Genomic DNA, 20,090 nt, shown 5'->3' with positions numbered 1-20,090 from the left:
TCGCGCGCAGCGGAATTCTTCTGCCGCACCACAGCTGATATGAGACCTCATGGACGTCGTCGTCGTCGAATCGCCGGCCAAAGCGAAGACAATCAACAAGTACCTCGGAAAGAACTACAAGGTCCTGGCCTCGTTCGGCCACGTCCGCGATCTGCCGGCCAAGGATGGCTCGGTGCGTCCGGACGAGGATTTTGCCATGTCCTGGGCTGTCGACACCGCCTCGAGCAAACGTCTTGCCGACATCGCCAAGGCGGTCAAAGACGCCGACGGCCTGATCCTCGCCACCGATCCGGACCGTGAGGGCGAAGCCATTTCCTGGCATGTCCTTGAAGTGCTGAAGCAGAAGCGTGCGCTGAAGGACAAGCCGGTCAGCCGCGTCGTCTTCAACGCCATCACCAAATCGTCGGTGCTGGAAGCGATGGCCAATCCGCGCCAGATCGATGCGCCGCTGGTCGACGCCTATCTCGCCCGCCGCGCGCTCGACTATCTCGTCGGATTCACGCTGTCGCCCGTGCTGTGGCGCAAGCTGCCGGGCGCCCGCTCCGCCGGCCGCGTCCAGTCGGTGGCACTGCGCCTCGTCTGCGACCGCGAATTGGAAATCGAGCGCTTCATCCGCGAGGAATACTGGCAGATCGCCGCCATTCTCGGCACGCCGCGCAAGGATAATTTCGAGGCGCGGCTGACTGCCTTCGATCGCAAGAGACTGCAAAAGCTCGACATTTCGAACAAGGCGCAGGCCGACGACATCAAGGCGATGCTGGATGGCGCGACCTTCAAGGCGCTGTCGGTCGAAGCCAAGCCGACCAGGCGCAATCCAGGCCCGCCCTTCACCACCTCGACGCTGCAGCAGGCCGCCTCCTCGCGCCTCGGTTTTTCGGCAAGCCGCACCATGCAGGTGGCGCAGCGGCTCTATGAAGGCATGGACATCGGCGGCGAGACCACCGGCCTGATCACCTATATGCGAACCGACGGCGTGCAGATGGCGCCCGAGGCGATATCAGCCGCGCGCGATGCGATCGCAAAAGAGTTCGGCCCAAAATACCTGCCCGAAAAGCCGCGCAACTACACGACCAAGGCCAAGAACGCCCAGGAAGCGCACGAAGCGATCCGCCCGACCGATTTCATGCGCACGCCGGCTTCGGTCAGGCAATATCTCGATGCCGACCAGGCGCGGCTTTACGAGATTGTCTGGAAACGCGCCATCGCCAGCCAGATGCAGCCGGCCGAGATCGAGCGCACCACCGTCGAGATCGAGGCGGTCAACGGCGCCCGCAGCGCGGAGCTTCGCGCCGTCGGTTCGGTCGTTCGCTTCGATGGCTTCATTGCCGCCTACACCGACCAGAAGGACGAGGATGCGGAAGACGAGGAAGACCGCCGTCTGCCCGAGATCCGTGCCGGCGAACAGCTCGAGCGCGAGGCGATCAACGCCACCCAGCACACCACCGAACCGCCGCCGCGCTATTCGGAAGCCTCGCTGATCAAGAAGCTGGAAGAGCTCGGCATCGGCCGGCCGTCGACCTACACGGCGATCCTGAAGACGCTGGAGGACCGCGACTACGTCAGCATGGACAAGCGCAAGCTGTTGCCGCAGGCCAAGGGCCGGCTGTTGTCGGCCTTCCTCGAAAGCTTCTTCGAGCGCTATGTCGAATATGATTTCACCGCCTCGCTCGAGGAAAAACTCGACGAGATTTCCGACGGCAAGCTCGCCTGGAAGGATGTGCTGCGCGATTTCTGGAAGGATTTTTCAGGCGCCGTCGCCGATATCAAGGAATTGCGCGTCACCGATGTGCTCGACGCCCTCAACGAGGAACTGGCGCCGCTGGTGTTTCCGGCGCGGGAAGACGGTTCGAACCCGCGGATCTGCCCGAAATGCGGTACCGGCAACCTGTCGCTGAAGCTCGGCAAATTCGGCGCCTTTGTCGGCTGCTCGAACTATCCCGAATGCTCCTTCACCCGCCAGCTCGGCGACGCCGCCAACCCCAATGCCGAAAACGGCAATGGCGAGGACGGCACCAAGGTGCTGGGCAAGGATCCCTATACGGCGGAGGAAATCACGCTGCGCAGTGGTCGTTTCGGGCCCTATGTCCAGCGCGGCGACGGCAAGGAAGCCAAGCGCTCCAGCCTGCCCAAGGGCTGGACCGCCGATTCGATCGACCACGAAAAAGCCCTCGCCCTGCTGTCGCTGCCGCGCGACGTCGGCAAGCATCCGGAATCCGGCAAGATGATCTCGGCCGGGCTGGGGCGCTACGGCCCGTTCGTGCTGCATGACGGCACCTACGCCAATCTCGACAATATCGAGGACGTGTTCTCGATCGGTCTCAACCGCGCCGTGTCGGTGATCGCCGAGAAGCAATTGAAGGGCCCCGGCGGTCGCAATGGCGGCACGCCCGCCGCCTTGAAGGAACTTGGCGAGCATCCGGCGGGCGGCGGCAAGATCGTCGTGCGTGATGGCAAATACGGGCCCTATGTCAATTTCGGCAAGGTCAATGCGACGCTGCCGAAGGGCAAGGACCCGCAGTCGGTGACGATCGAGGACGCGGTGGCGCTCATTGCCGAGAAGGAAGCCAAGGGCGGCAATGGCGGCAGAAAGCCCTTCCGCAAAGCGGCCGCACCTGCCAAAAAGCCTGCGGCCAAAAAACCGGCGGCCCAAAAAATGGCGGCCAAGAAAGTGGCCAACAAGAAGGGATAGTGCATCGTGGCGCGCAGGGAATCCGGAAGAAGTCATGGCGATCTGCGCACCGCCGACACCCGGGCCAAAGTCAAGGATGATTACCGGCCGTCCCGCGACGAAATCCTGCGCTATATCGCCGAAAATCCGGATCGCTCAGGCAAACGCGACATCGCCAAGGCGTTCGCGCTGCGCGGCGAGGACCGTATCTGGCTGAAGGACGTATTGCGCGACTTGCAGGATGAAGGCCTGCTGACCAAGGAGCGCAAGCGGCTCGCCCGCGTCGGCTCCCTCGCCCATGTCGCCGTGCTCGACATCTTTGGCCGCGATGCCGACGGCGTGCTTTTGGCGCACCCAACCGAAGCGGTGGGCAACGGCGAGCCTCCTGTCATAGCGATCCGGGTGTCGCGTGGCGGCGGCGGCCCGACCCCGGGCATTGGCGACCGCGTGCTGGCCAAGACCTTTCCAACCGATGATGCGACCGGCCCTGCCTATACCGGGCGGGTGATGAAGATCTTCGAGAAGCGCACCGATGCTGTTCTCGGCGTTTTTCGCGTGCTGCAGGACGGTACCTTCCGCATCGAGCCTGTCGAAAGGCGCCAGCCGGAGTTGGTCGTCGACAAGGAATTCCAGAACGGCGCCAAGAACGGCGATCTGGTCGAGGTCGAGCCGGCGCGGGCCTCCCGCTACGGGCTGCCCAGGGCCAAGGTGCTGGCGGTGCTGGGTTCGCTGACCAGCGAAAAGGCGGTCTCGATGATCGCCATCCACGCGCACGACATTCCGCATATTTTCCCGGCAGACGTCACCGCCGAGGCGGAGGCGGTCAAACCGGCGACGCTGGCCGGCCGCGAAGACTGGCGCGAGCTGCCGCTGGTCACCATCGATCCGGCCGACGCCAAGGACCATGACGACGCCGTGTTCGCGACAGCAGATCCGGACGAGAAGAACCCCGGCGGCGTGGTCGTTACCGTGGCGATTGCCGATGTCGCCGCTTATGTGCGCTATGGCACCGCGCTCGACCGCGAGGCGCTGAAGCGTGGCAACTCGGTCTATTTCCCGGATCGCGTCGTGCCGATGCTGCCGGAGCGCATCTCCAACGACCTTTGTTCGCTGCGCGAAGGCCAGGACCGCCCGGCGCTGGCGGTCCGCATGACCTTCTCGGCCGATGGCCGCAAGCTCAGGCATTCGTTCCACCGCATCATGATGAAATCGGCGGCAAAACTCGCCTATCGCCAGGCGCAGACCGCGATCGACGGCGCGCCGGACGACAAGACCGGCCCGATTCTCGACACGGTGATGAAGCCGCTGTGGGACGCCTATGCCGTGGTGAAGCGCGGTCGTGAGACGCGCCAGCCGCTCGAGCTCGAACTGCCGGAGCGGAAGATCCTGCTCAAGGAGGACGGCACCGTTGACCGCGTCGTCGTGCCGGAGCGGCTTGACGCGCACAAGCTGATCGAAGAATTCATGATCCAGGCCAATGTCGCGGCGGCCGAGACGCTGGAGGCGAAACGACAGGCGCTGGTCTACCGCATCCATGACGCACCTTCGCTCGCCAAGCAGGAATCGCTGCGTGAATTCCTGCAGACGCTTGGCCTTTCGCTGGCGCGCGGCGCCCAGATGCGGCCAAACCAGTTCAACGGCATCCTGGATCGCGTCCGCGGCGCCGACCATGAGGGGCTGGTCAACGAGGTGGTGCTGCGCACGCAGATGCAGGCCGAATATTCGCCAAGCAATATCGGCCATTTCGGCCTCAACCTGAAACGCTATGCGCACTTCACCTCGCCGATCCGCAGATATGCCGACCTGATCGTGCATCGCGGGCTGATTGCCGCGCTCGGCTTCGGTGCAGGCGGACTGACGCAGGATGAAGCGGAGCGGCTGGAAGAAGTTTCTGCGCTGATCTCAGCCACCGAGCGCCGCGCCATGGCCGCCGAGCGCGACACGGTCGACCGGCTGATCGCCGCCTATCTGGCAGAGCGTGTCGACGATTGCTTCGATGCACGCATTTCGGGCGTCACCAAATCGGGACTATTTGTCCAATTGCCGCAGTATGGCGCAGATGGTTTCATTCCGGTGTCAAGTCTGGGCGGCGATTACTATATATACGACGAAACTGCCCGATCGCTTTTCGGAGAACGCACCGGCAAGGGCTATCAGCTTGCCGACCGCGTCGAGGTTCGCCTGATCGAGGTGGCGCCTATGGCCGGCGCGATGCGTTTCGAGATGCTGACCGACCCAAAGCCGCTGCCCGGCTCCAAACGGTCGTTTCACAAGGCCAAGGGCCGCGCCCGTGCGTCGCAATCGCGTCCAGGCTCGCGCGGCAGGAGACGGTAATGCCAAGCGATCTGAAAATGAACGAACAGGTTTTCGGCGGCGAACAGCACACGGGACGGATCGCCCGCCCGCTGTGGACGGCGATGAAGCGTGGCGCGTTTGGCCGCTGCCCACATTGCGGCGAGGGAAAGCTGTTTCGTGCCTTCGTCAAGACCGTCGATACATGCGATCATTGCGGTGAGGCGCTTCATCACCACCGCGCCGACGACCTGCCGGCCTATCTGGTGGTGGCCATCGTCGGCCACATCGTGCTCGGCGCCTTCATGGGTGTCGAAGCGGCCTCCACTCTGTCCACATGGCAGCACGTCGCCATCTGGGTGCCGCTGACCATCCTCATGGCGATCGTCTTGCTGCAGCCGGTCAAGGGCGCCGTCATCGGCCTGCAATGGGCGTTCTATATGCACGGCTTCGGCGGGGAAGAAGATCTGATCGAGTCGCATCCCGAGGCTTGAAATCGAGGCTGGCGCAAATCGGCATGGCTGGACGCCACTTTCGCATCGAAGAAGATTCCGCTAGGTCGTGCGCATGGACGTTATGACCAAGGCGGAAGTCGACAAGGTTGAGCCGATCGCGCTCGACGCCAGGCCTATACGCCCCCGCGACGCCGCGACGCTGATCCTGCTCGACCGCAGGGGCGCCGAGTTCCTGGTGCTGATGGGCAGGCGCCACGCCCGTCACGCCTTCATGCCGGGGAAATTCGTCTTTCCCGGTGGCCGCACCGATCCGGCCGACAGCCGAATTCCCGTTGCCACAGCGCTGCACCCTGAGGAACAGGCGAGGCTGACCGCCGGCGTCGGCCGCACCAGCCCGGCCCGTGCCCGCGCCATCGCCCTGTCGGCGATTCGCGAGACCTATGAAGAAGCCGGCCTGCTGATCGGCCAGAAGGGCGCCTTCGCCACGACCAGACGCGATTGGCAGGGTTTTGCCGAGCACGGCGTAAGACCGTCGCTGGAAGCGCTGCGCTTCATCGCGCGCGCCATCACCCCGCCAAACCGGGTGCGGCGCTTCGACACGCGCTTCTTCAGCGCCTGGCGCGAAGACGTCGCCGTGGAGCTGCTGGACGGCGGCCCGACCAACGAGCTGGAGGAACTGGTCTGGCTGCCGCTCGCCAAGGCCAGAGAAGCTGATGTGCCCGACATCACCAGGGCCATCCTGGGGGAGCTGGAAAAGCGGCTCGTCGACGATCCGCTGCTGCGCCCCGGTGGTTCCGTGCCATTCTACCGGCTTGTCGGCAATCGCTTCGTTCGCGAAATTCTTTAGAGCATAGAGCATTCACATCCCATGACAGTCGATACCCAGCAAGAGGTCGAAGAACGCGTCCATTGGCTGCCGATGATCGCGGCGATCTCGTCGATCAGCGTCGTCGGCATCGCCATCGGCCTCGGCATGCCGCTGCTCAGCGTCATTCTCGAAACGCGTGGCCATTCGGCGTCGATGATCGGCTTCAACACCGCTGTCGCCGGCCTCGCCTCGATCGCCGGCGCACCGCTCGCCACCCCGCTGGCGATGCGGTTCGGCGTCGCCAGGACGATGCTCGCCATGATCGCCACCGGAGTGCTGGCCTTTGTCGGCTTCCATTTCGCACCGGACTTCTGGATGTGGTTTCCGCTGCGCGTCCTGCTGCACATCGCGCTGACGGTGCTTTTCATCCTGTCGGAATTCTGGATCAGCACATCGGCGCCGCCGCACCGGCGCGGTCTCGTCCTCGGCATCTACGCCACCGTGCTGTCGCTCGGCTTTGCCGCCGGGCCGTGGCTGTTCGCCCAACTCGGCAGCGCTGGCTTCCTGCCCTTCGGCGTCATCATGGCGCTAGTGACGCTGGCCGCCATTCCAGTTCTGGCGGCCCGCAACGAGAGCCCGACGATCGTCTCCAACGGCGAAACCAGCAACTTCCTGCGCTACATCTGGCTGGTGCCGACAGCGACAGCTGCGGTGCTGGTGTTCGGCGCGGTCGAGACCGGTGGCTTTGCGCTGTTCCCCGTCTATGGCAATCGTATCGGCTACTCCGAGGCCGATGCCGCCCTGCTGCTCACCATGATCGGCCTCGGCAACGTGCTGTTGCAGATCCCGCTCGGCATGATCAGCGACCGTGTCAACGACCGCCGTTATCTGCTTCTGGCCTGTGCAACCATCGGGCTTGCCGGCACCATCTTCATGCCGCACTTCGCGCAGAACTGGCATCTGATGGCGGCGCTTCTGTTCGTCTGGGGCGGCGTCGTCGCGGCCATGTACACGATCGGCCTGGCCCATCTCGGCTCGCAGCTTTCCGGCCACGACCTGGCCTCGGCCAACGCTGCATTCGTGCTCTGCTACGGTGTCGGCATGGTGCTCGGCCCGCAGGCGATCGGCATCGGCATGGACCTTTTCGGCCCCTCCGGTTTCGGCTGGGCGCTCGGCTTGTTCTTCGCCTTCTATATCGCGCTGGTCGGCGCCAGGCTCATCCGAAAAATCCTGTAAAAGACCCGATCGATGCCTCAGGTGGCGCAAGGCTGCTGACATAACCGTGTCAGCAGCACCTGGGTAGATTGTCAGCAACACGCCACGAATTTGAGGATGCCGCCATGATCGACTCCGGGTTTGAAACGAAATCGCTGCGGATGGAATTGCTGCTGCTTGTGACCTTCCAGGCGCCGGCTTCCGATGTCGACCGTATCATGGAAGCGGTGGTCGCGATCGCCCCGCTCACCACGGGCAAATACGACAGCAATGCCTACCAGTCGGCGCACGGCATCGAGCGCTACCGGGCGCTCGAAGGTGCTGCCGCCGGCGCCGAGACCGAATTGCGCCGACGGCATGGCACGGTGGAAGTGTCGTTCGAGCTGCCCGACGACCAGGCGTTGGCCGCCCGCATCGTCGAGGCGATCTTCCGGGTCCACACCTATCAGGAGCCGGTGATCCGCATCCAGCCGATCCTCGCCAGCCGATCCAAGGGATTGGACGACCGCTCGAACCCGAACCGCTGGTGGAACACCACGGGAGACTGGAAGAAGGCCGCAGTTAAAGAAGATGCGTAGAATCGGAACGCGGCCGGATGAGGGGAGCTCCGGCTTGGCACCGACAGCACTCCGTCCAACACCCCTCTTCCGTCTCGGCGCTACGCGCCGATCCACCTTCTCCCACAAGGGGAGAAGGAAGAGGTCGCCTCACAGGGTTGACTTTCCGGGCGCGTTGTTTATGTGTCGCGCCAAGTTTCCCGCGTCCGGGTGTTTTCCCGTGCTCCAGCGGCCAAGACTCCACGAACATAATGGACTGATACAATGGCCAAAGCCGCAAACATCAAGATCAAGCTTCTGTCGACCGCCGACACCGGTTTCTTCTACGTCACCAGCAAGAACAGCCGCACCAAGACCGACAAGCTGTCGTTCCGCAAATACGATCCGGTCGCCAAGAAGCACGTCGAGTTCAAGGAAACCAAGATCAAGTAATCTAATCTGCTTTCCTGCCTAGACAAAAACGCCGCCCCGTGGGCGGCTTTTTTGTTTTCAAAGCTCGAAAAGTCCAGAATTTCCAATGCTTGGCGCAGAGACTTGATGTTATTTTGAGAATGGGGGCCGGCCGGCGTTTGGCAGCGGTACGAGGAGGCCACTATGTGCCAGCGCCGGCCGGCCGACCCCACGGACCCAGGAGATGCGGCGGACCTGAATCATGGGGTATTCTTCGGATCGATCCGGCGATCTGCCCTCGCGCCGGTCCCGTCATCGGCCTGCACATTTGCGCAACTGCCTGCGAAAATCAACAATTTCTTAACCAAGCCCGGCGAATCGCTTGCGTTAAGGTAAATTCGTAACCCTGTCACATTGACAGGATAATCGGACTTTTACGCCGCCTTGGCGACGACCCGGTTGCGGCCGGCGCTCTTGGCTTCGTAGAGCGCGAGGTCGGCCCGCTTCATCAGCCCGGCAACCGAGTCGACACCCTTCAGCACCGACGACACGCCGACGCTGACGGTAACCTCGATCGTCTTGCCGTCCTGACCGACGGCAAACGGCATCTGGGCGATTTCGGCGCGAATCCGCTCCGCCACCTTTTCGGCGACGGCGCCGTCCGTGTCCGGCATCACCACGACGAACTCCTCGCCACCGAAGCGGCAGGCGAGATCGATGCCGCGCACATTCTTGCGCAGCCGCCGCGCGAATTCGCGCAGCACCTCGTCGCCGCCGTCATGGCCATGCGTGTCGTTGACGGTCTTGAAGCGGTCGAGATCGGTGATCATCACCGACAGCGGCCGCCGCCGCGCCACGGCGCGGTCGAACAGTGTCTGCAGATGGCTGTCGAGGTAACGGCGATTGTGCAATCCCGTCAGCGGGTCGGTCACCGCCATCTCGATGGTCTGGGTGACGCTGGCGCGCAACTGGTCGTTGTAGCGCTTGCGGCGCACCTGCGTGCGCAGCCGCGCGGTCAATTCATGCTGGTCGATCGGACGCATCAGATAATCGTTGATGCCAAGCTCGAGGCCGCGGACGATGCGTCCCTCCTCACCCTGCTCCGCCAAAAGGATGATCGGCACGAAACGGGTGCGATCGAGCGAACGCAGTTGCGAGCAGAGCCTGAGCGGATCGAAATCGGCAAAACCCGTCGAGATCATCACGCATTCATAGGGCGTCTCGGCGGCCTGGAAGAAGCCGGCATGCGGATCGGTGGCGATGTCGAGGTCGGCGCTGCTGCGCAGCATCTTCTGGACGCGCTCAATGGAGGATTTGCGCTCGTCGATCAGCAGAACCTTCGGCGTGGTGTCCGCGGACGCGAAGTTGCGGCTCAACAGCTCCTCGATGCCGATATTGCGCGTGGTCGAGGCGCGCAGGCGCAGCTCATCGGTCAAAGTCTTCAGCCGGACCAGGCTTTTGACGCGGGTCATCAACTGCAGATCGTTGACCGGCTTGGTCAGAAAATCGTCCGCACCGGCCTCGAGGCCGCGCACCCGGTCCGAAACCTGGTCGAGCGCGGTGATCATGACAACCGGGATGTGCGACGTCGCCGGATCGCTCTTCAGCCGGCGGCAGACTTCGAACCCGTCCATGTCAGGCATCATCACGTCGAGCAATACGACATCGACCTTGCCGTTTTCACAGGTCTCGATCGCGTCCGGCCCGTTGGTGGCGGTCAGCACCTCGAAATATTCGGCAAGCAGCCGGACCTCGAGCAGCCTGACATTGGCAGGGATGTCGTCGACGACGAGGATCCGTGCAGTCATCTCATAAAGCTCCGGCTCGGCTGGAAGGGCGCATCAGGCGTCGCCCAGGTAGGATTTGATGGTTTCGATGAAACGCGGCACCGAGATCGGCTTGGAAATATAGGCTTCGCAGCCACCCTGGCGGATACGCTCCTCATCGCCTTTCATCGCGAATGCGGTGACGGCAATGACCGGGATGACATGGAGGTCGTCGTCCTCCTTCAGCCATTTGGTCACTTCCAGCCCCGACACTTCGGGCAGCTGGATGTCCATCAAAATGAGGTCCGGCTTGTGCAGTCGCGCCAGATCCAGCGCTTCCAGACCGTTGCGCGTGCGTACCGTCTCGTAACCGCTCGCTTCAATGAGGTCGCGAAAGAGCTTCATGTTGAGCTCGTTGTCCTCGACGATCATGACCTTCTTAGGCATCAAATTCCCGTCCCGGCCTGCCTTCCGCTCGAAGGATGCCGCCATGCGCCCTCGCCGGTACGCACCAAACCCTGCTCAACTCTACCGCGAGATAATTGACGAAACGGAAACCGGCTGCCGGAAAAGCTTCGGATTTCACCGCGAACTCCGCATTGCAGAGACAGATGGCTTGCCGCAGGCGACGCTTGCGATTACTGCCAAAAACAGACTCATTCAACCCACAAGAAGGTAGTGATGGCAAACCCAGGGTCAATGCGCGAGGAAGCGGAAACCATTGCCGTCAAGGCATTGGGCTTCGTCGCCGCCGATCCGGAACTTCTGCCCCGCTTCCTGGCGATCACCGGCATCGAGGCGCATTCGATCCGCCAGGCCGCCGGCGAGCCGGGATTCCTGGCCGGCGTGCTGCAGTTCATCCTCGCCCACGAGCCGACGCTCATGCGGTTCGCGGCGGAAACCAGCACGCCGCCGGCTTCCGTCGGCAAGGCGCTACGGGCGCTGCCGCTTGGCGACGACGACCATGAGCATTCGATATAAGCGACGATCGGATCGCCAAAACGCCTACGGCGTCGCTTCTTCTTCGCCGTCGTCGCCTTCATCATTCGCAACCGGATCGGCCGGCTTCACCATGACACCATTGACGGTGACCGAACCGTCCGGCTTGCCGTTGACGACCCATTCGATGCGGCCGTCCGGCAGCGTCTTGCCGAATCCCTTGATCGCAAGCGCCACCGGCACATATTGCGCGGCTTCCGGCTCCGACTTCGCCGCCGCCTGCAGGCTTTCCACGATCCTGTCATAGCCTGCGATATCGATGGTCACATTGGCCTCCGGCTTCATGCCGGCGAACGTCATCTCGCCTTCCATCGCGATTTCCATATCGCCGTTTTTCACCGTGCTGTGGCCGATGACAAATTTCGGCATCTTGGCCATGAAATCAGCGGTCAAGGTGTCGCCGAAGTCGGCCGGCAGCGGTGGATTCTTGTTCAGATCAAAGGCTTCGATCGCCTTTTTCGCCATGCTGTCGAGATCGATATTGGCGCCGCCGAAACTCAGATTGACATCGGTCGGCAGCAGCGCCGTGCTCCAGGCGGGCGCGAGATTGTCAGGGATCTTCAGTCCCGCGGCCCTGATCGAGTAGTTGATTGCTCCGTTCTGGGCGATGCCGTCGGTCCCGAAGCCTGTGTCCAGCTCAGTCGCCCCGAAAAGCCCGACTGGGCTTTCGACGGTGAGATCCTTGAACCCGTAGGTTCCGTCGATCCGCTCCCACAGCGGCAGCGCGGCGAGCAGCAGCGATTTGAGCTGCGCCTGGTTGGCCTTCAGTCTGGCCTCGTCTTCATTGGCGACGGCAAATGCCAGCAGATCGAGAAGCGGCCTGGTCCGCACGCCTTTGCCGGTCGCGTTCACCGACAGCTTTGGCGATTTGATCGTGAGCGGGAATTTCAGCCCGCTCTTGGGATCGTCAAAGTCGAGCGCTTCGGCGAAATCGGCGAGCGACTGCGTTGCGGTAAAATCCACGCCGCCATTCACAGCTTTGCTTGCGTTCATGGTGGCCGTACCGGCGCCGGTGCTCACCTTGGCGCGCTGCACGGCGTCCCGGGAATTCATCGTCATCCCGGCTATCGACTGTGTGGCGCTGGTGAAAGCCGCGAGTTCGGGATCGTAGACGCCGGAAAACTTGCCGTTTGTAATCGAGAACTCCATGCTCTGCGGGCCCTCTGGCCCCTTGAACTCGAAGGACCCGCTTTGCGACACGTCCGCCGAGACGCTCCATGTCCCGTTGCTGCCTGGCTTGACGAGCAATGCGTAGGGGCTGAAGTCGAACTTGAAGGAATTCTGCGCCGCCAGCAGGTCGACGACAGGTTTGAAGTCGACGGCGAGTTTATAGGCGTCGCCTTCCACCGAAACCTTCAGGAAGCCGCTGTCGATCGCCTTGCTGCCGAAATAGCGGGACAGATTTTCGGAGAGCTGCTTGGCACCCTCGCCGTCGACGGTCTGGCCGAAGGCAGGCGCGCTGAGCGCGAGGACAAAGACGGCCGGCAGAACACGATTCACGCAGAATCTCCGTTGCTGTTTCTGTGGTAAAAACTCCAGCCGCAACCGTAATCGGAAACCGTTGGGGTGCAATCCCCTCGTTGGGGCTGGAAGCCGGTCTATAACCAGCCTTCGCCCTCCGCGCTATCCTCCGGCATCGACAGTGGAGCTTCAGGTCGCCTTCTTCGACGTGACGAGGCAAGCGGCGCTGGCATTGAGCAGGCCCCAGCCGAAGACGTCGTCCTTGCCCGGCGCGCCGAGATCTTCCGCCGACTTGCCGAGCGCGTCTTGAATGTCGGCTGCGGTGGCGTTGCTGTTTGCCGATTTCATCAAGGCAGCGGCTGCGGTGACGAAGGGCGCCGCGAAGGAGGTGCCGGTCTTCGGCCGTGCGCCGCTGACCGACGCGGCCGTCCACACTTGGACGCCGGGAGCGGCCAGGTCGATATGCTCGCCGCGGCCGGCGCGCCTGTATGGGCGTTTCATGCGGTCGACCGCCGTCACCGCGATCACTTCAGCATAGGCCGCCGGATAGGCAGGCCCGGCTTTTGGGCCGCCATTGCCGGCGGCGGCGACGATCACCATGCCGCGTTCGGAGAGTCTTCGGACAACCTGCTCGAGAAGCGCATTCGCAGGACCCGACAGGCTCATATTCGTCACCTGCACGCCGCGCGCCGAAAGAAGATCGAGCGCGCGAAGCAGATCGTAGGCGTCCGAGCGGTCATCCTGGCGATCGCCCCGATGAAACGCATCGACCGCGATGAGCCTGGCGTGCGGCAGCAGGCCGGGAGTACGGCTGTCGGCGCCGCCGACAAGCAGGGCCGCGACGGCGGTGCCGTGCTGGCGGCCGGACTCGGGAACGCCGTCGTCCGACAGGCGAAGAACTTCGACCCGGCCTTTCGAGAAGGCGTCATGCGCAGGATTGATCGCGGTGTCGATAAGGCCGATCGTGACATTGCCACCGCAGCCGGCTGGCAGTCCGCTACCGGCCGGCCAGCCGATCAGGCCCGCGGCGGCGCAGTGCGGCCCGGCACATTCAGCTTCCTGTCCCGGCCGGTAGTAATGCACGAAATCTGCCGTCGACTGCGGAGCGGCATCGATGACAAGATCGCGCGCAGCCTCCAGCGGCATGTTGGGTGGAATGCGCAGCCGAATCAGCTCCGATCCAAGAAGCTGAATGTCGGCACGGTCCAGTACGGTGAAGCCGGTTGCCTGAAGCCGACCGATCTCAGCCGAACTCAGCCCGGTCGCCACGATCTGGCCCGGTACCCGAGACGGCAAAGGGGCGGCTGGCCGTTGCGCGCGCCTGCCGCTGCGCCTTGGCGGGCGCGGAAGAAACCGATCCGTCAGCGCGCGAAACAGGTTCGGGCCGGTCGATCGGCTGGACGTCGTTCGCGAGCCACCGGGCGAAGCGCCGGACTGACCGCCGTCATCACCACCGCCATCGTCGCCACCATCGTCACCGCCACCGTCGTCATCGGCCAACGCCGATCTTGGTCCGAACTCGCCGAGCGCGAGCTGGCCGCCCGGCGCCTGAGGATCGACGAGCAATGCGACGGCGACCCAGAAAAGCAGCAGGGCTTTTGGTCTCAACCAGGAGGTGGCGCGCATGGTCTCCCTCACATTTCCGGCCATCGCCGATTTTCAACATCGCGAGGCTAGCGGAGCTGTCTGGCAATAAGCTAGCCTTGCGAGGAACGGGCGCGGGGCCGCTTTATTCCAGAACCTGGAGCAACATGCCGGAAAAAGCCGACCGCGTCCAAGATCAGCTTGTCGCTTTTCTGCCGAATCTGCGCCGGTTCGCGATTGCGCTGTGCCGGTCCCGCGACATCGCGGACGATCTTGTCCAGCGCGCCTGCGAACGGGCGCTCGCCAACGAGCAGCGTTTCGAGCCAGGGACGCGCTTCGACGCGTGGATGTTCACGATCCTGAGAAACCTGTGGATCGACGACATCCGCAAGCGCAAGGTCGCCGGCCCGCAGGACGATATCGACGGGCGCCATGACATCGCCGGCGTTTCCGGTGAGCGCGAGATGGAGGCGCGGCTGGCGCTGAACAGCGTGGCGCAAGCCATAGGCGATCTCGCCGCCGACCAGCGCGACGTGCTGCTTCTGGTCTGTGTCGAAGAGCTTTCCTACAAGGAGGCCGCGGAAGTCCTTGCCGTGCCGATCGGGACGGTGATGAGCAGGCTGGCCCGGGCGAGGAGGAATCTGGCGGAGGCGACTGGAATAACTTCGGCGCCCACCCGTTCTCCGGTCACAAAAGGGGCTGCAAAATGACCGAAGAGACTTTTTCGGACGAAATCCTGATGCGGTTCGCCGACGGTGAGCTTGATCCGGACATGGTCGCCAGGATCGAGCAGGCGATGGAAACGGACGACCGTCTGGTGGCCAGGATTGCTGTGTTCATCGAAACCAGAGCGCAGGCGCAGGCCGCGCTGAAGCCGCTGCTCGACGAGCCGGTTCCCGAAAAACTTGTCGCGGCCGTCGAGCAGATGATCGAGGCCAGGCGTGCCGGCGAGAAAGCGGCGACAGCATCGATACTGCCCTTCGGCAACAGGCGCTTGGCAGGGCCTGCTTCGAGGTCTCGATGGATGCTGCCAATTGCCGCCTCTCTCGCGGCGGCAATTGGCGGCGGGCTCGCCGGCTATTGGGCAGCAGGCAGCAACGAACGCACGCAGGGCGGCTTGTGGGTTGCCGGCGTCATCAGGCCGGGCCTGGCCCAGGCCCTTGAAACGGTCGAGTCCGGCAAGGAGATCAAGCTCGCCGGGATCAGCGACCGGTTTCGGGCCATCGCTACGTTCCGTAACGATTCGCAGGATTTGTGCCGCGAATTCGAGGTCGACTCGCAGGACCGCTCCACGGTGATGTCGGTCGCCTGCCGTTCCGGCGACGAATGGCGCGTCAGCTTCGCGGTCGTGGCGCCGGGCGACGCCGGAGGCTATGCCCCGGCCTCGTCGACCGAAGCCCTCGACGCCTATCTTTCGGCGATCGAAGCAGGCGCTCCGATGTCAGCCGAGGAGGAAGTCAAAGCGCTGGACGAGATCCGTCAGAAGGACCGGAAGTGAAACTGCGACGGCCCGGCTGCTCTGACCCCGCTTGCTCTGGCCCGGCTTGCTCTGAAATGGAATCCAACTTTCTTTGAATGGAATAAAGCCGGCGATCGCCCGTTACTCCGCCGGGCCGCAACTGCCGGTCCGGTCTGAAACAAGGAGTAACTACCATGACAAGACACTGGAAGCTCAAGTCGACACTGGTCGCAGGAATGGCAGCGCTCGCGAGCACCACGGCGCAGGCGAAGGAGTCTCCCGCGGGGGCGCCGGAAACCGAGCGTCCGCCGGCGGCAATGTCCAGCCAAAGCGACGGTTCCTTCATCGTCGCTGGCAACAGCTCTTCAAATTCGAGCTCCAATTCGTCGTCCAACGGTTCGTCGAATTCCAGCTCTAATTCGTCGAGCAATTCGAATTCGAACTCGTCTTCGAACTCCAGCTCCAATTCCTCGAGCAACTCGAATTCGAACTCATCGTCGAACAGTTCCTCCAACTCGAACTCGAACGGTTCGGATCGCGGCTGGTCGCGCAACTGGCGGCGTTGACATAGGCCGGACGATAGAGCGGCGGCGCGCTTCGACTTGTGTCCGCCGCTCTAAACTATCGAAAGACAAACGGGGGCCAGCCGGCCCCCGTTTCGCATTCGCTGGCGATTGGCATAGGCCACCACGAGTTCGTAATCTTAGGGTGGAGCAAGGAGCGAAGCGACGCGGTGCAGACCCTGGGATCCATTCCGTGACATCCGCCGAAGAATGCAGAATAAAAGCGCTCTGTAGCGATCCTTCGCGCCCCCCTCTGTCCTGCCGGACATCTCCCCCACTTGGGGGGAGATTGGCAGCTTCGCGGACAGCATTCTTTTTGCAACGCTGGTGGTTGGCGAAATCAGTGATGAAGGCCAATCTCCCTCCTTGTGGGGGAGATGTCCGGCAGGACAGAGGGGGGCGCTGTCCCTCGGCGATCAAAGGTTCTGCACCGCAGCAGCGCTCCAAGGTAACGGTATGCATCCCAGGGGTCTGCGTCGCTTCGCCCTAGGATGACGAGGGAGGGGTGTTTTCGGCCAATCTCAAAAGTCTGCGATTCGGCTGAAAGGGATTGTGCACGTTCGCTGCCGACCGCCCCCGATGCGTCAAGACAGAGCGACGGTTCGCTTCGACTTGAAAATCATCCGCGCTTGGCAATCCACAAGGAAACGGGGCCTAGCGGCCCCGTTTTCGTATTCTTCTCCAGAAAAAGTCTAGCGGGCCGCGCGGGCCCATTTGCGATACCAGCCTTCGCTGGCAATCGTGTTGCGGTAGACCGTTTCGCGCTCGGTCGCCTCGGCTCCGGTCTCCGCCTGGATCTCGGCCTTGAGCGCCGCATCTTCGCGGCGAAACGGTATGACCTGGACCAGCGGCGTTCCCTTTTCGATGACGTAGAGGCCATCCGGCGCCGTCGCAAAGAACGGAAAATGGATGTGGGCTGCGTAGGTGTCGGTATCGACGATGCCGGCGACGCATTCAAAAGGCTGAGCCGGCCGATTGAGCGGCGGCAGGAACAGACAACTCCAGCCCGGCGGGGTACGGATCGACCAGTAATTGTGAAACTTGCATGGCGGTGCCGGTTCCTTCGGATTGCCGGCGACCTGATGGGCGCCATGATTGCTCACCATCACCCTGTCGAACTCCCAGCCGGCATCGACGGCGCTGCCGCCATCCTTGACCTCAAGGCGGACGGTCGCCGCGAGCGGCAGGATCCAGCCGGTTGTCATCGCGTCGAGAAACGGCATGCAGCGCTTGACGGTCAGGCCATTGTTGGTGGCCGAGGCTTGCTGCGCATCGACCGGCGGCAGTTTGCGGAACCAGTCCGGCAGGACCGTCTTGGCCGCCACTGGCGGCGCGATGACGCCATGATCTTCCGGCCGACAGGCAAACCGGATCGAGCGAGAGGTCTTCTGAGAAGTCTGGGAAAAATGAAACATCGATGGCCTCCATGGAAAAATCCGAGGAGGAACGGGCCGCAGCCGGATTTATTCCCGGATGGGCGTCTGATATGCAGGCCGACTACGATAGTTCGGTCGCCGCGGCGCGCACAGCAGCGTTGTCTAAAGCACCAATCGCATCAGCGGCCGGCCCGCCTTGCGCTCGACCAGCCTCTCGAAACCGGCTTTCTCGAAGACCCGCGACGAGCCGACGAACAGCCCGATCGAACGCGAATCTCTCGACAGGTCGATCGGGCATGCCTCGACCAGCCGCGCGCCATTCTGGCGAGCAAATTCGATCCCCCCTTCGACCAGCCGGTGCGTCACGCCCCTGCCGCGCGCCTTGACGCGGATGAAGAAGCAGGAAATCGCTCAGACGCCCGGATCGGTGGCGTCGGCGGGATCGACCGGCGCCGACCCCCTGCCCTTGTTGTTCCATTCGGGCACGTCGGCGCGCGGGCCGATCTGCATCCAGCCGACCGCCTTGCCATCCTCGAACGCCAGCACGCCCGGTGGCGGCCCGGCCTCGATCCGCGCCTTGATGTGGTCCTTGTTGCGTTCCCGGTTGCTGGCGCGGCGCGCGGCCGGCGACAGCCGGAAATGCGTGCACCAACAGCCGTAGCAGGCACCCTGCTTACCGAAAAGATCTTCAAAATCCGCCCAAAGCTCGGGCACCAGCGGCGCTATGGTCGTATTCACGAACTCTCTCCCGGCCCACCGCCTTGTCGTGGCGTCCGTCCTGACGTACCATTGCTTTTGTTCTCTTTATGTTCGCAGCGATGGCGGTTCCTGTCAACAATCCCGATCACGGTTTTTGCCGCGACTGCCTGACCTTTCAGCGCGGTGCGGTACGGCGCTGTGAGCGCTGCGGCAGTCCACGGCTGGCCCGCCATCCGGAGCTCTACCGGCTGCATCTCGCCCACATCGACTGCGACGCGTTTTATGCGGCGGTCGAAAAGCGCGACAACCCGGCGCTGAAGGACCGGCCGTTGATCATCGGCGGCGGCAAGCGCGGCGTCGTCTCCACCGCTTGCTACATCGCCCGCATCCACGGGGTGCGCTCGGCGATGCCGATGTTCAAGGCGCTCGAAGCCTGTCCGGAAGCGGTCGTCATCCCGCCTAACATGGAAAAATATGGTCGCGTCGGCCGCGAGGTGCGCGCCATGATGCAGGCGCTGACGCCGCTGGTCGAGCCGATCTCCATCGACGAAGCGTTTCTGGACCTTGCCGGCACCGAGCGCCTGCATGGCTTGCCGCCGGCGGTGGTGCTGGCACGCTTCGCGCTCGAGGTGGAGAAGGAGATCGGCATCACCGTTTCATCAGGCCTTTCCTACTGCAAGTTCCTGGCCAAGGTGGCGTCGGACTTTCGCAAGCCGCGCGGCTTTTCGGTGATCGGCGAGGCCGAGGCGACCGGCTTCCTGGCCGAGCAGCCGGTGACGCTGATCTGGGGGGTGGGAAAAGCCTTCGCCGCCACGCTTGAGCGCGACGGCATCCGCACCATCGGCCAGTTGCAGCGCATGGAGCGCGGCGACCTGATGCGCCGCTACGGCGTGATGGGCGACCGGCTGTACCATCTTTCACGCGGCGAGGACGACCGCCGCGTTCACCCCGACCAGGATGCGAAAAGCGTCTCGGCAGAGACCACTTTCGACACCGACATCGCCTCCCCCGAGCAACTGGTTTCGGTGCTGAGAGCGCTGTCGGAAAAAGTCTCGGGGCGGCTGAAGAAGTCCGGCATTGCCGGGCGCACCGTCGTGCTGAAGCTGAAGACGCAGGATTTCAAGACCCGCACGCGCAACCGGCAGCTCGGCGACCCGACACGGCTGGCCGACCGCATTTTCTCGACCGGGCTCGAGCTGCTGCGCAAGGAGGCGGACGGCACCAGATACCGGCTGCTCGGCATCGGCGTCAGCGACCTCTCGAAGGACGAAAAGGCCGATCCGCCCGACCTCGTCGATATCCAGTCACGCAAGCGTGCCATGGCCGAAGGCGCGATCGACACGCTGCGCGACAAGTTCGGCCGCAGGGCGGTGGAGACCGGCTACACCTTCGGCAAGGGCCGCAATGCCCACCCGCCCGAGCCGATCGAGGACTGACATGGCCCCGAACCGAGATTGGCTCCCCTTCTCCCCTTTGTTTGGACCGGAGACATCGCGAACAGGTGTGCGAAGACATCGCGAACAGTTTTGCGCATTGCGCGCGAGGGGTTCGGGATGCCATTCAAGGACAAAAGCGCGATGAAACAGAGGTTGGAGTTCGTGAGGCTCGCCTCCGCAGAGGGGGCGAATGTGAGCGCGTTGTGTCGGCGCTTCGGTATCGGACGGACGTGCGGCCACAAGCTGCTTTTGCGCTACCGGAGCGAGGGCGAGGCAGGACTGGCCGAGCAGTCGCGGCGGCCGCGATCGAGCCCGGCGCAGTGCGCGCCGGAGGTGGAAACGGCTGCACTTGCGGTGCGTGC

18 protein-coding genes and 1 pseudogene are annotated in these 20,090 nt (G+C 63.4%); 12 read left to right on the top strand and 7 right to left on the bottom strand.

The window, feature by feature from the left end:
- The first annotated feature begins 49 nt into the window (after positions 1-49).
- The 7 genes from topA to rpmG all read left to right on the top strand — a co-directional run bounded on the left by topA (position 50) and on the right by rpmG (position 8,427).
- Positions 50-2,689 carry a type I DNA topoisomerase gene (gene topA / locus BLT09_RS13060; RefSeq protein WP_091593595.1) on the top strand — a complete coding sequence of 880 codons (2,640 nt, stop codon included), beginning with the start codon at positions 50-52 and terminating at the stop codon, positions 2,687-2,689.
- Between the two features lie 6 nt (positions 2,690-2,695).
- Positions 2,696-5,002: a ribonuclease R gene (gene rnr, locus BLT09_RS13055; protein ID WP_091593593.1), complete on the top strand. Its 2,307-nt coding sequence runs from the start codon at positions 2,696-2,698 to the stop codon at positions 5,000-5,002.
- On the top strand, positions 5,002-5,454 hold the full coding sequence (locus tag BLT09_RS13050; RefSeq protein WP_091593591.1) for a DUF983 domain-containing protein: 453 nt from the start codon (positions 5,002-5,004) through the stop codon (positions 5,452-5,454). The genes rnr and BLT09_RS13050 overlap by 1 nt, the downstream gene beginning before the upstream one ends.
- A gap of 73 nt (positions 5,455-5,527) precedes the next feature.
- A complete protein-coding gene (locus BLT09_RS13045) occupies positions 5,528-6,262 on the top strand; it encodes an NUDIX hydrolase (RefSeq protein ID WP_091593589.1) in 735 nt (244 codons plus the stop codon).
- Between the two features lie 21 nt (positions 6,263-6,283).
- On the top strand, positions 6,284-7,459 hold the full coding sequence (locus BLT09_RS13040) for an MFS transporter (RefSeq protein ID WP_091593587.1): 1,176 nt from the start codon (positions 6,284-6,286) through the stop codon (positions 7,457-7,459).
- Positions 7,460-7,563: 104 nt separating this feature from the next.
- Positions 7,564-8,016, top strand: coding sequence for a hypothetical protein (locus BLT09_RS13035; RefSeq protein WP_091593586.1), 453 nt, complete (start codon positions 7,564-7,566; stop codon positions 8,014-8,016).
- A 243-nt stretch (positions 8,017-8,259) separates the two neighbouring features.
- Entirely contained in the window at positions 8,260-8,427 is a 168-nt protein-coding gene (gene rpmG / locus BLT09_RS13025) for a 50S ribosomal protein L33 (protein ID WP_006201775.1), read from the top strand.
- Positions 8,428-8,819: 392 nt separating this feature from the next.
- Here rpmG and BLT09_RS13015 read toward each other — a convergent pair whose 3' ends face one another.
- Both BLT09_RS13015 and BLT09_RS13010 read right to left on the bottom strand, forming a co-directional pair.
- Positions 8,820-10,193, bottom strand: a complete 1,374-nt coding sequence (locus BLT09_RS13015; RefSeq protein WP_023801084.1) for a PleD family two-component system response regulator — start codon at positions 10,191-10,193, stop codon at positions 8,820-8,822.
- A gap of 33 nt (positions 10,194-10,226) precedes the next feature.
- Positions 10,227-10,583 (bottom strand): response regulator, encoded by a 357-nt coding sequence (locus BLT09_RS13010; protein WP_287247952.1) that lies wholly within the window; start codon positions 10,581-10,583, stop codon positions 10,227-10,229.
- 249 nt (positions 10,584-10,832) lie between these two features.
- On the opposite strand from BLT09_RS13010, the gene BLT09_RS13005 reads away from it, so the two are divergent.
- Entirely contained in the window at positions 10,833-11,132 is a 300-nt protein-coding gene (locus BLT09_RS13005) for a DUF3572 domain-containing protein (protein WP_091593580.1), read from the top strand.
- A 24-nt stretch (positions 11,133-11,156) separates the two neighbouring features.
- Here the strand turns inward: BLT09_RS13005 and BLT09_RS13000 are convergent, their stop codons facing one another.
- Together BLT09_RS13000 and BLT09_RS12995 are read right to left on the bottom strand one after the other, a co-directional pair.
- A complete protein-coding gene (locus tag BLT09_RS13000; protein ID WP_091593578.1) occupies positions 11,157-12,650 on the bottom strand; it encodes a hypothetical protein in 1,494 nt (497 codons plus the stop codon).
- A gap of 150 nt (positions 12,651-12,800) precedes the next feature.
- Positions 12,801-14,261, bottom strand: coding sequence for a S8 family serine peptidase (locus BLT09_RS12995; protein WP_236473603.1), 1,461 nt, complete (start codon positions 14,259-14,261; stop codon positions 12,801-12,803).
- A gap of 101 nt (positions 14,262-14,362) precedes the next feature.
- Between BLT09_RS12995 and BLT09_RS12990 the strand changes: the two genes are divergently transcribed.
- Positions 14,363-14,905, top strand: coding sequence for an RNA polymerase sigma factor (locus BLT09_RS12990; protein WP_091593575.1), 543 nt, complete (start codon positions 14,363-14,365; stop codon positions 14,903-14,905).
- The gene (locus BLT09_RS12985; RefSeq protein ID WP_091593572.1) at positions 14,902-15,693 is read left to right on the top strand and encodes an anti-sigma factor family protein; all 792 of its coding nucleotides are present in this window, start codon (positions 14,902-14,904) and stop codon (positions 15,691-15,693) included. Before BLT09_RS12990 ends, BLT09_RS12985 begins: the two co-directional genes overlap by 4 nt.
- Here BLT09_RS12985 and BLT09_RS34280 read toward each other — a convergent pair.
- The 3 genes and pseudogenes from BLT09_RS34280 to BLT09_RS12970 form a co-directional block, all read right to left on the bottom strand.
- Positions 15,653-16,168: a hypothetical protein gene (locus tag BLT09_RS34280; RefSeq protein ID WP_167366420.1), complete on the bottom strand. Its 516-nt coding sequence runs from the start codon at positions 16,166-16,168 to the stop codon at positions 15,653-15,655. The genes BLT09_RS12985 and BLT09_RS34280 overlap by 41 nt on opposite strands.
- Before the next feature lie 741 nt (positions 16,169-16,909).
- Positions 16,910-17,632, bottom strand: coding sequence for a DUF6065 family protein (locus tag BLT09_RS12975; RefSeq protein WP_091593569.1), 723 nt, complete (start codon positions 17,630-17,632; stop codon positions 16,910-16,912).
- 123 nt (positions 17,633-17,755) lie between these two features.
- Positions 17,756-18,331, bottom strand: a pseudogene (locus tag BLT09_RS12970) (GNAT family N-acetyltransferase).
- Between the two features lie 68 nt (positions 18,332-18,399).
- Here BLT09_RS12970 and BLT09_RS12965 point away from each other — a divergent pair.
- Both BLT09_RS12965 and BLT09_RS12960 read left to right on the top strand, forming a co-directional pair.
- Entirely contained in the window at positions 18,400-19,728 is a 1,329-nt protein-coding gene (locus BLT09_RS12965) for a DNA polymerase IV (RefSeq protein WP_091593567.1), read from the top strand.
- 141 nt (positions 19,729-19,869) lie between these two features.
- Positions 19,870-20,090 (top strand): helix-turn-helix domain-containing protein (locus BLT09_RS12960; protein WP_167366419.1); only part of this gene is annotated, 221 nt, incomplete at its 3' end.

Source organism: Mesorhizobium muleiense, assembly GCF_900099905.1.
Lineage (GTDB): Bacteria > Pseudomonadota > Alphaproteobacteria > Rhizobiales > Rhizobiaceae > Mesorhizobium > Mesorhizobium muleiense.
The sequence above is the reverse complement of the archived record's forward strand: the minus strand, read 5'-3'. Positions and strand labels throughout refer to the sequence as shown.

Bases quoted from the DNA above. Each gene is read 5' to 3' on its own strand.
- topA (WP_091593595.1), top strand. From the start codon at position 50: ATGGACGTCGTCGTCGTCGAATCGCCGGCCAAAGCGAAGACAATCAAC.
- BLT09_RS13050 (WP_091593591.1), top strand. From the start codon at position 5,002: ATGCCAAGCGATCTGAAAATGAACGAACAGGTTTTCGGCGGCGAACAG.
- BLT09_RS13045 (WP_091593589.1), top strand. From the start codon at position 5,528: ATGGACGTTATGACCAAGGCGGAAGTCGACAAGGTTGAGCCGATCGCG.
- BLT09_RS13040 (WP_091593587.1), top strand. From the start codon at position 6,284: ATGACAGTCGATACCCAGCAAGAGGTCGAAGAACGCGTCCATTGGCTG.
- BLT09_RS13035 (WP_091593586.1), top strand. From the start codon at position 7,564: ATGATCGACTCCGGGTTTGAAACGAAATCGCTGCGGATGGAATTGCTG.
- rpmG (WP_006201775.1), top strand. From the start codon at position 8,260: ATGGCCAAAGCCGCAAACATCAAGATCAAGCTTCTGTCGACCGCCGAC.
- BLT09_RS13015 (WP_023801084.1), bottom strand. From the start codon at position 10,193: ATGACTGCACGGATCCTCGTCGTCGACGACATCCCTGCCAATGTCAGG.
- BLT09_RS13010 (WP_287247952.1), bottom strand. From the start codon at position 10,583: ATGATCGTCGAGGACAACGAGCTCAACATGAAGCTCTTTCGCGACCTC.
- BLT09_RS13005 (WP_091593580.1), top strand. From the start codon at position 10,833: ATGGCAAACCCAGGGTCAATGCGCGAGGAAGCGGAAACCATTGCCGTC.
- BLT09_RS12995 (WP_236473603.1), bottom strand. From the start codon at position 14,261: ATGGCCGGAAATGTGAGGGAGACCATGCGCGCCACCTCCTGGTTGAGA.
- BLT09_RS12990 (WP_091593575.1), top strand. From the start codon at position 14,363: ATGCCGGAAAAAGCCGACCGCGTCCAAGATCAGCTTGTCGCTTTTCTG.
- BLT09_RS12985 (WP_091593572.1), top strand. From the start codon at position 14,902: ATGACCGAAGAGACTTTTTCGGACGAAATCCTGATGCGGTTCGCCGAC.
- BLT09_RS12975 (WP_091593569.1), bottom strand. From the start codon at position 17,632: ATGTTTCATTTTTCCCAGACTTCTCAGAAGACCTCTCGCTCGATCCGG.
- BLT09_RS12965 (WP_091593567.1), top strand. From the start codon at position 18,400: ATGTTCGCAGCGATGGCGGTTCCTGTCAACAATCCCGATCACGGTTTT.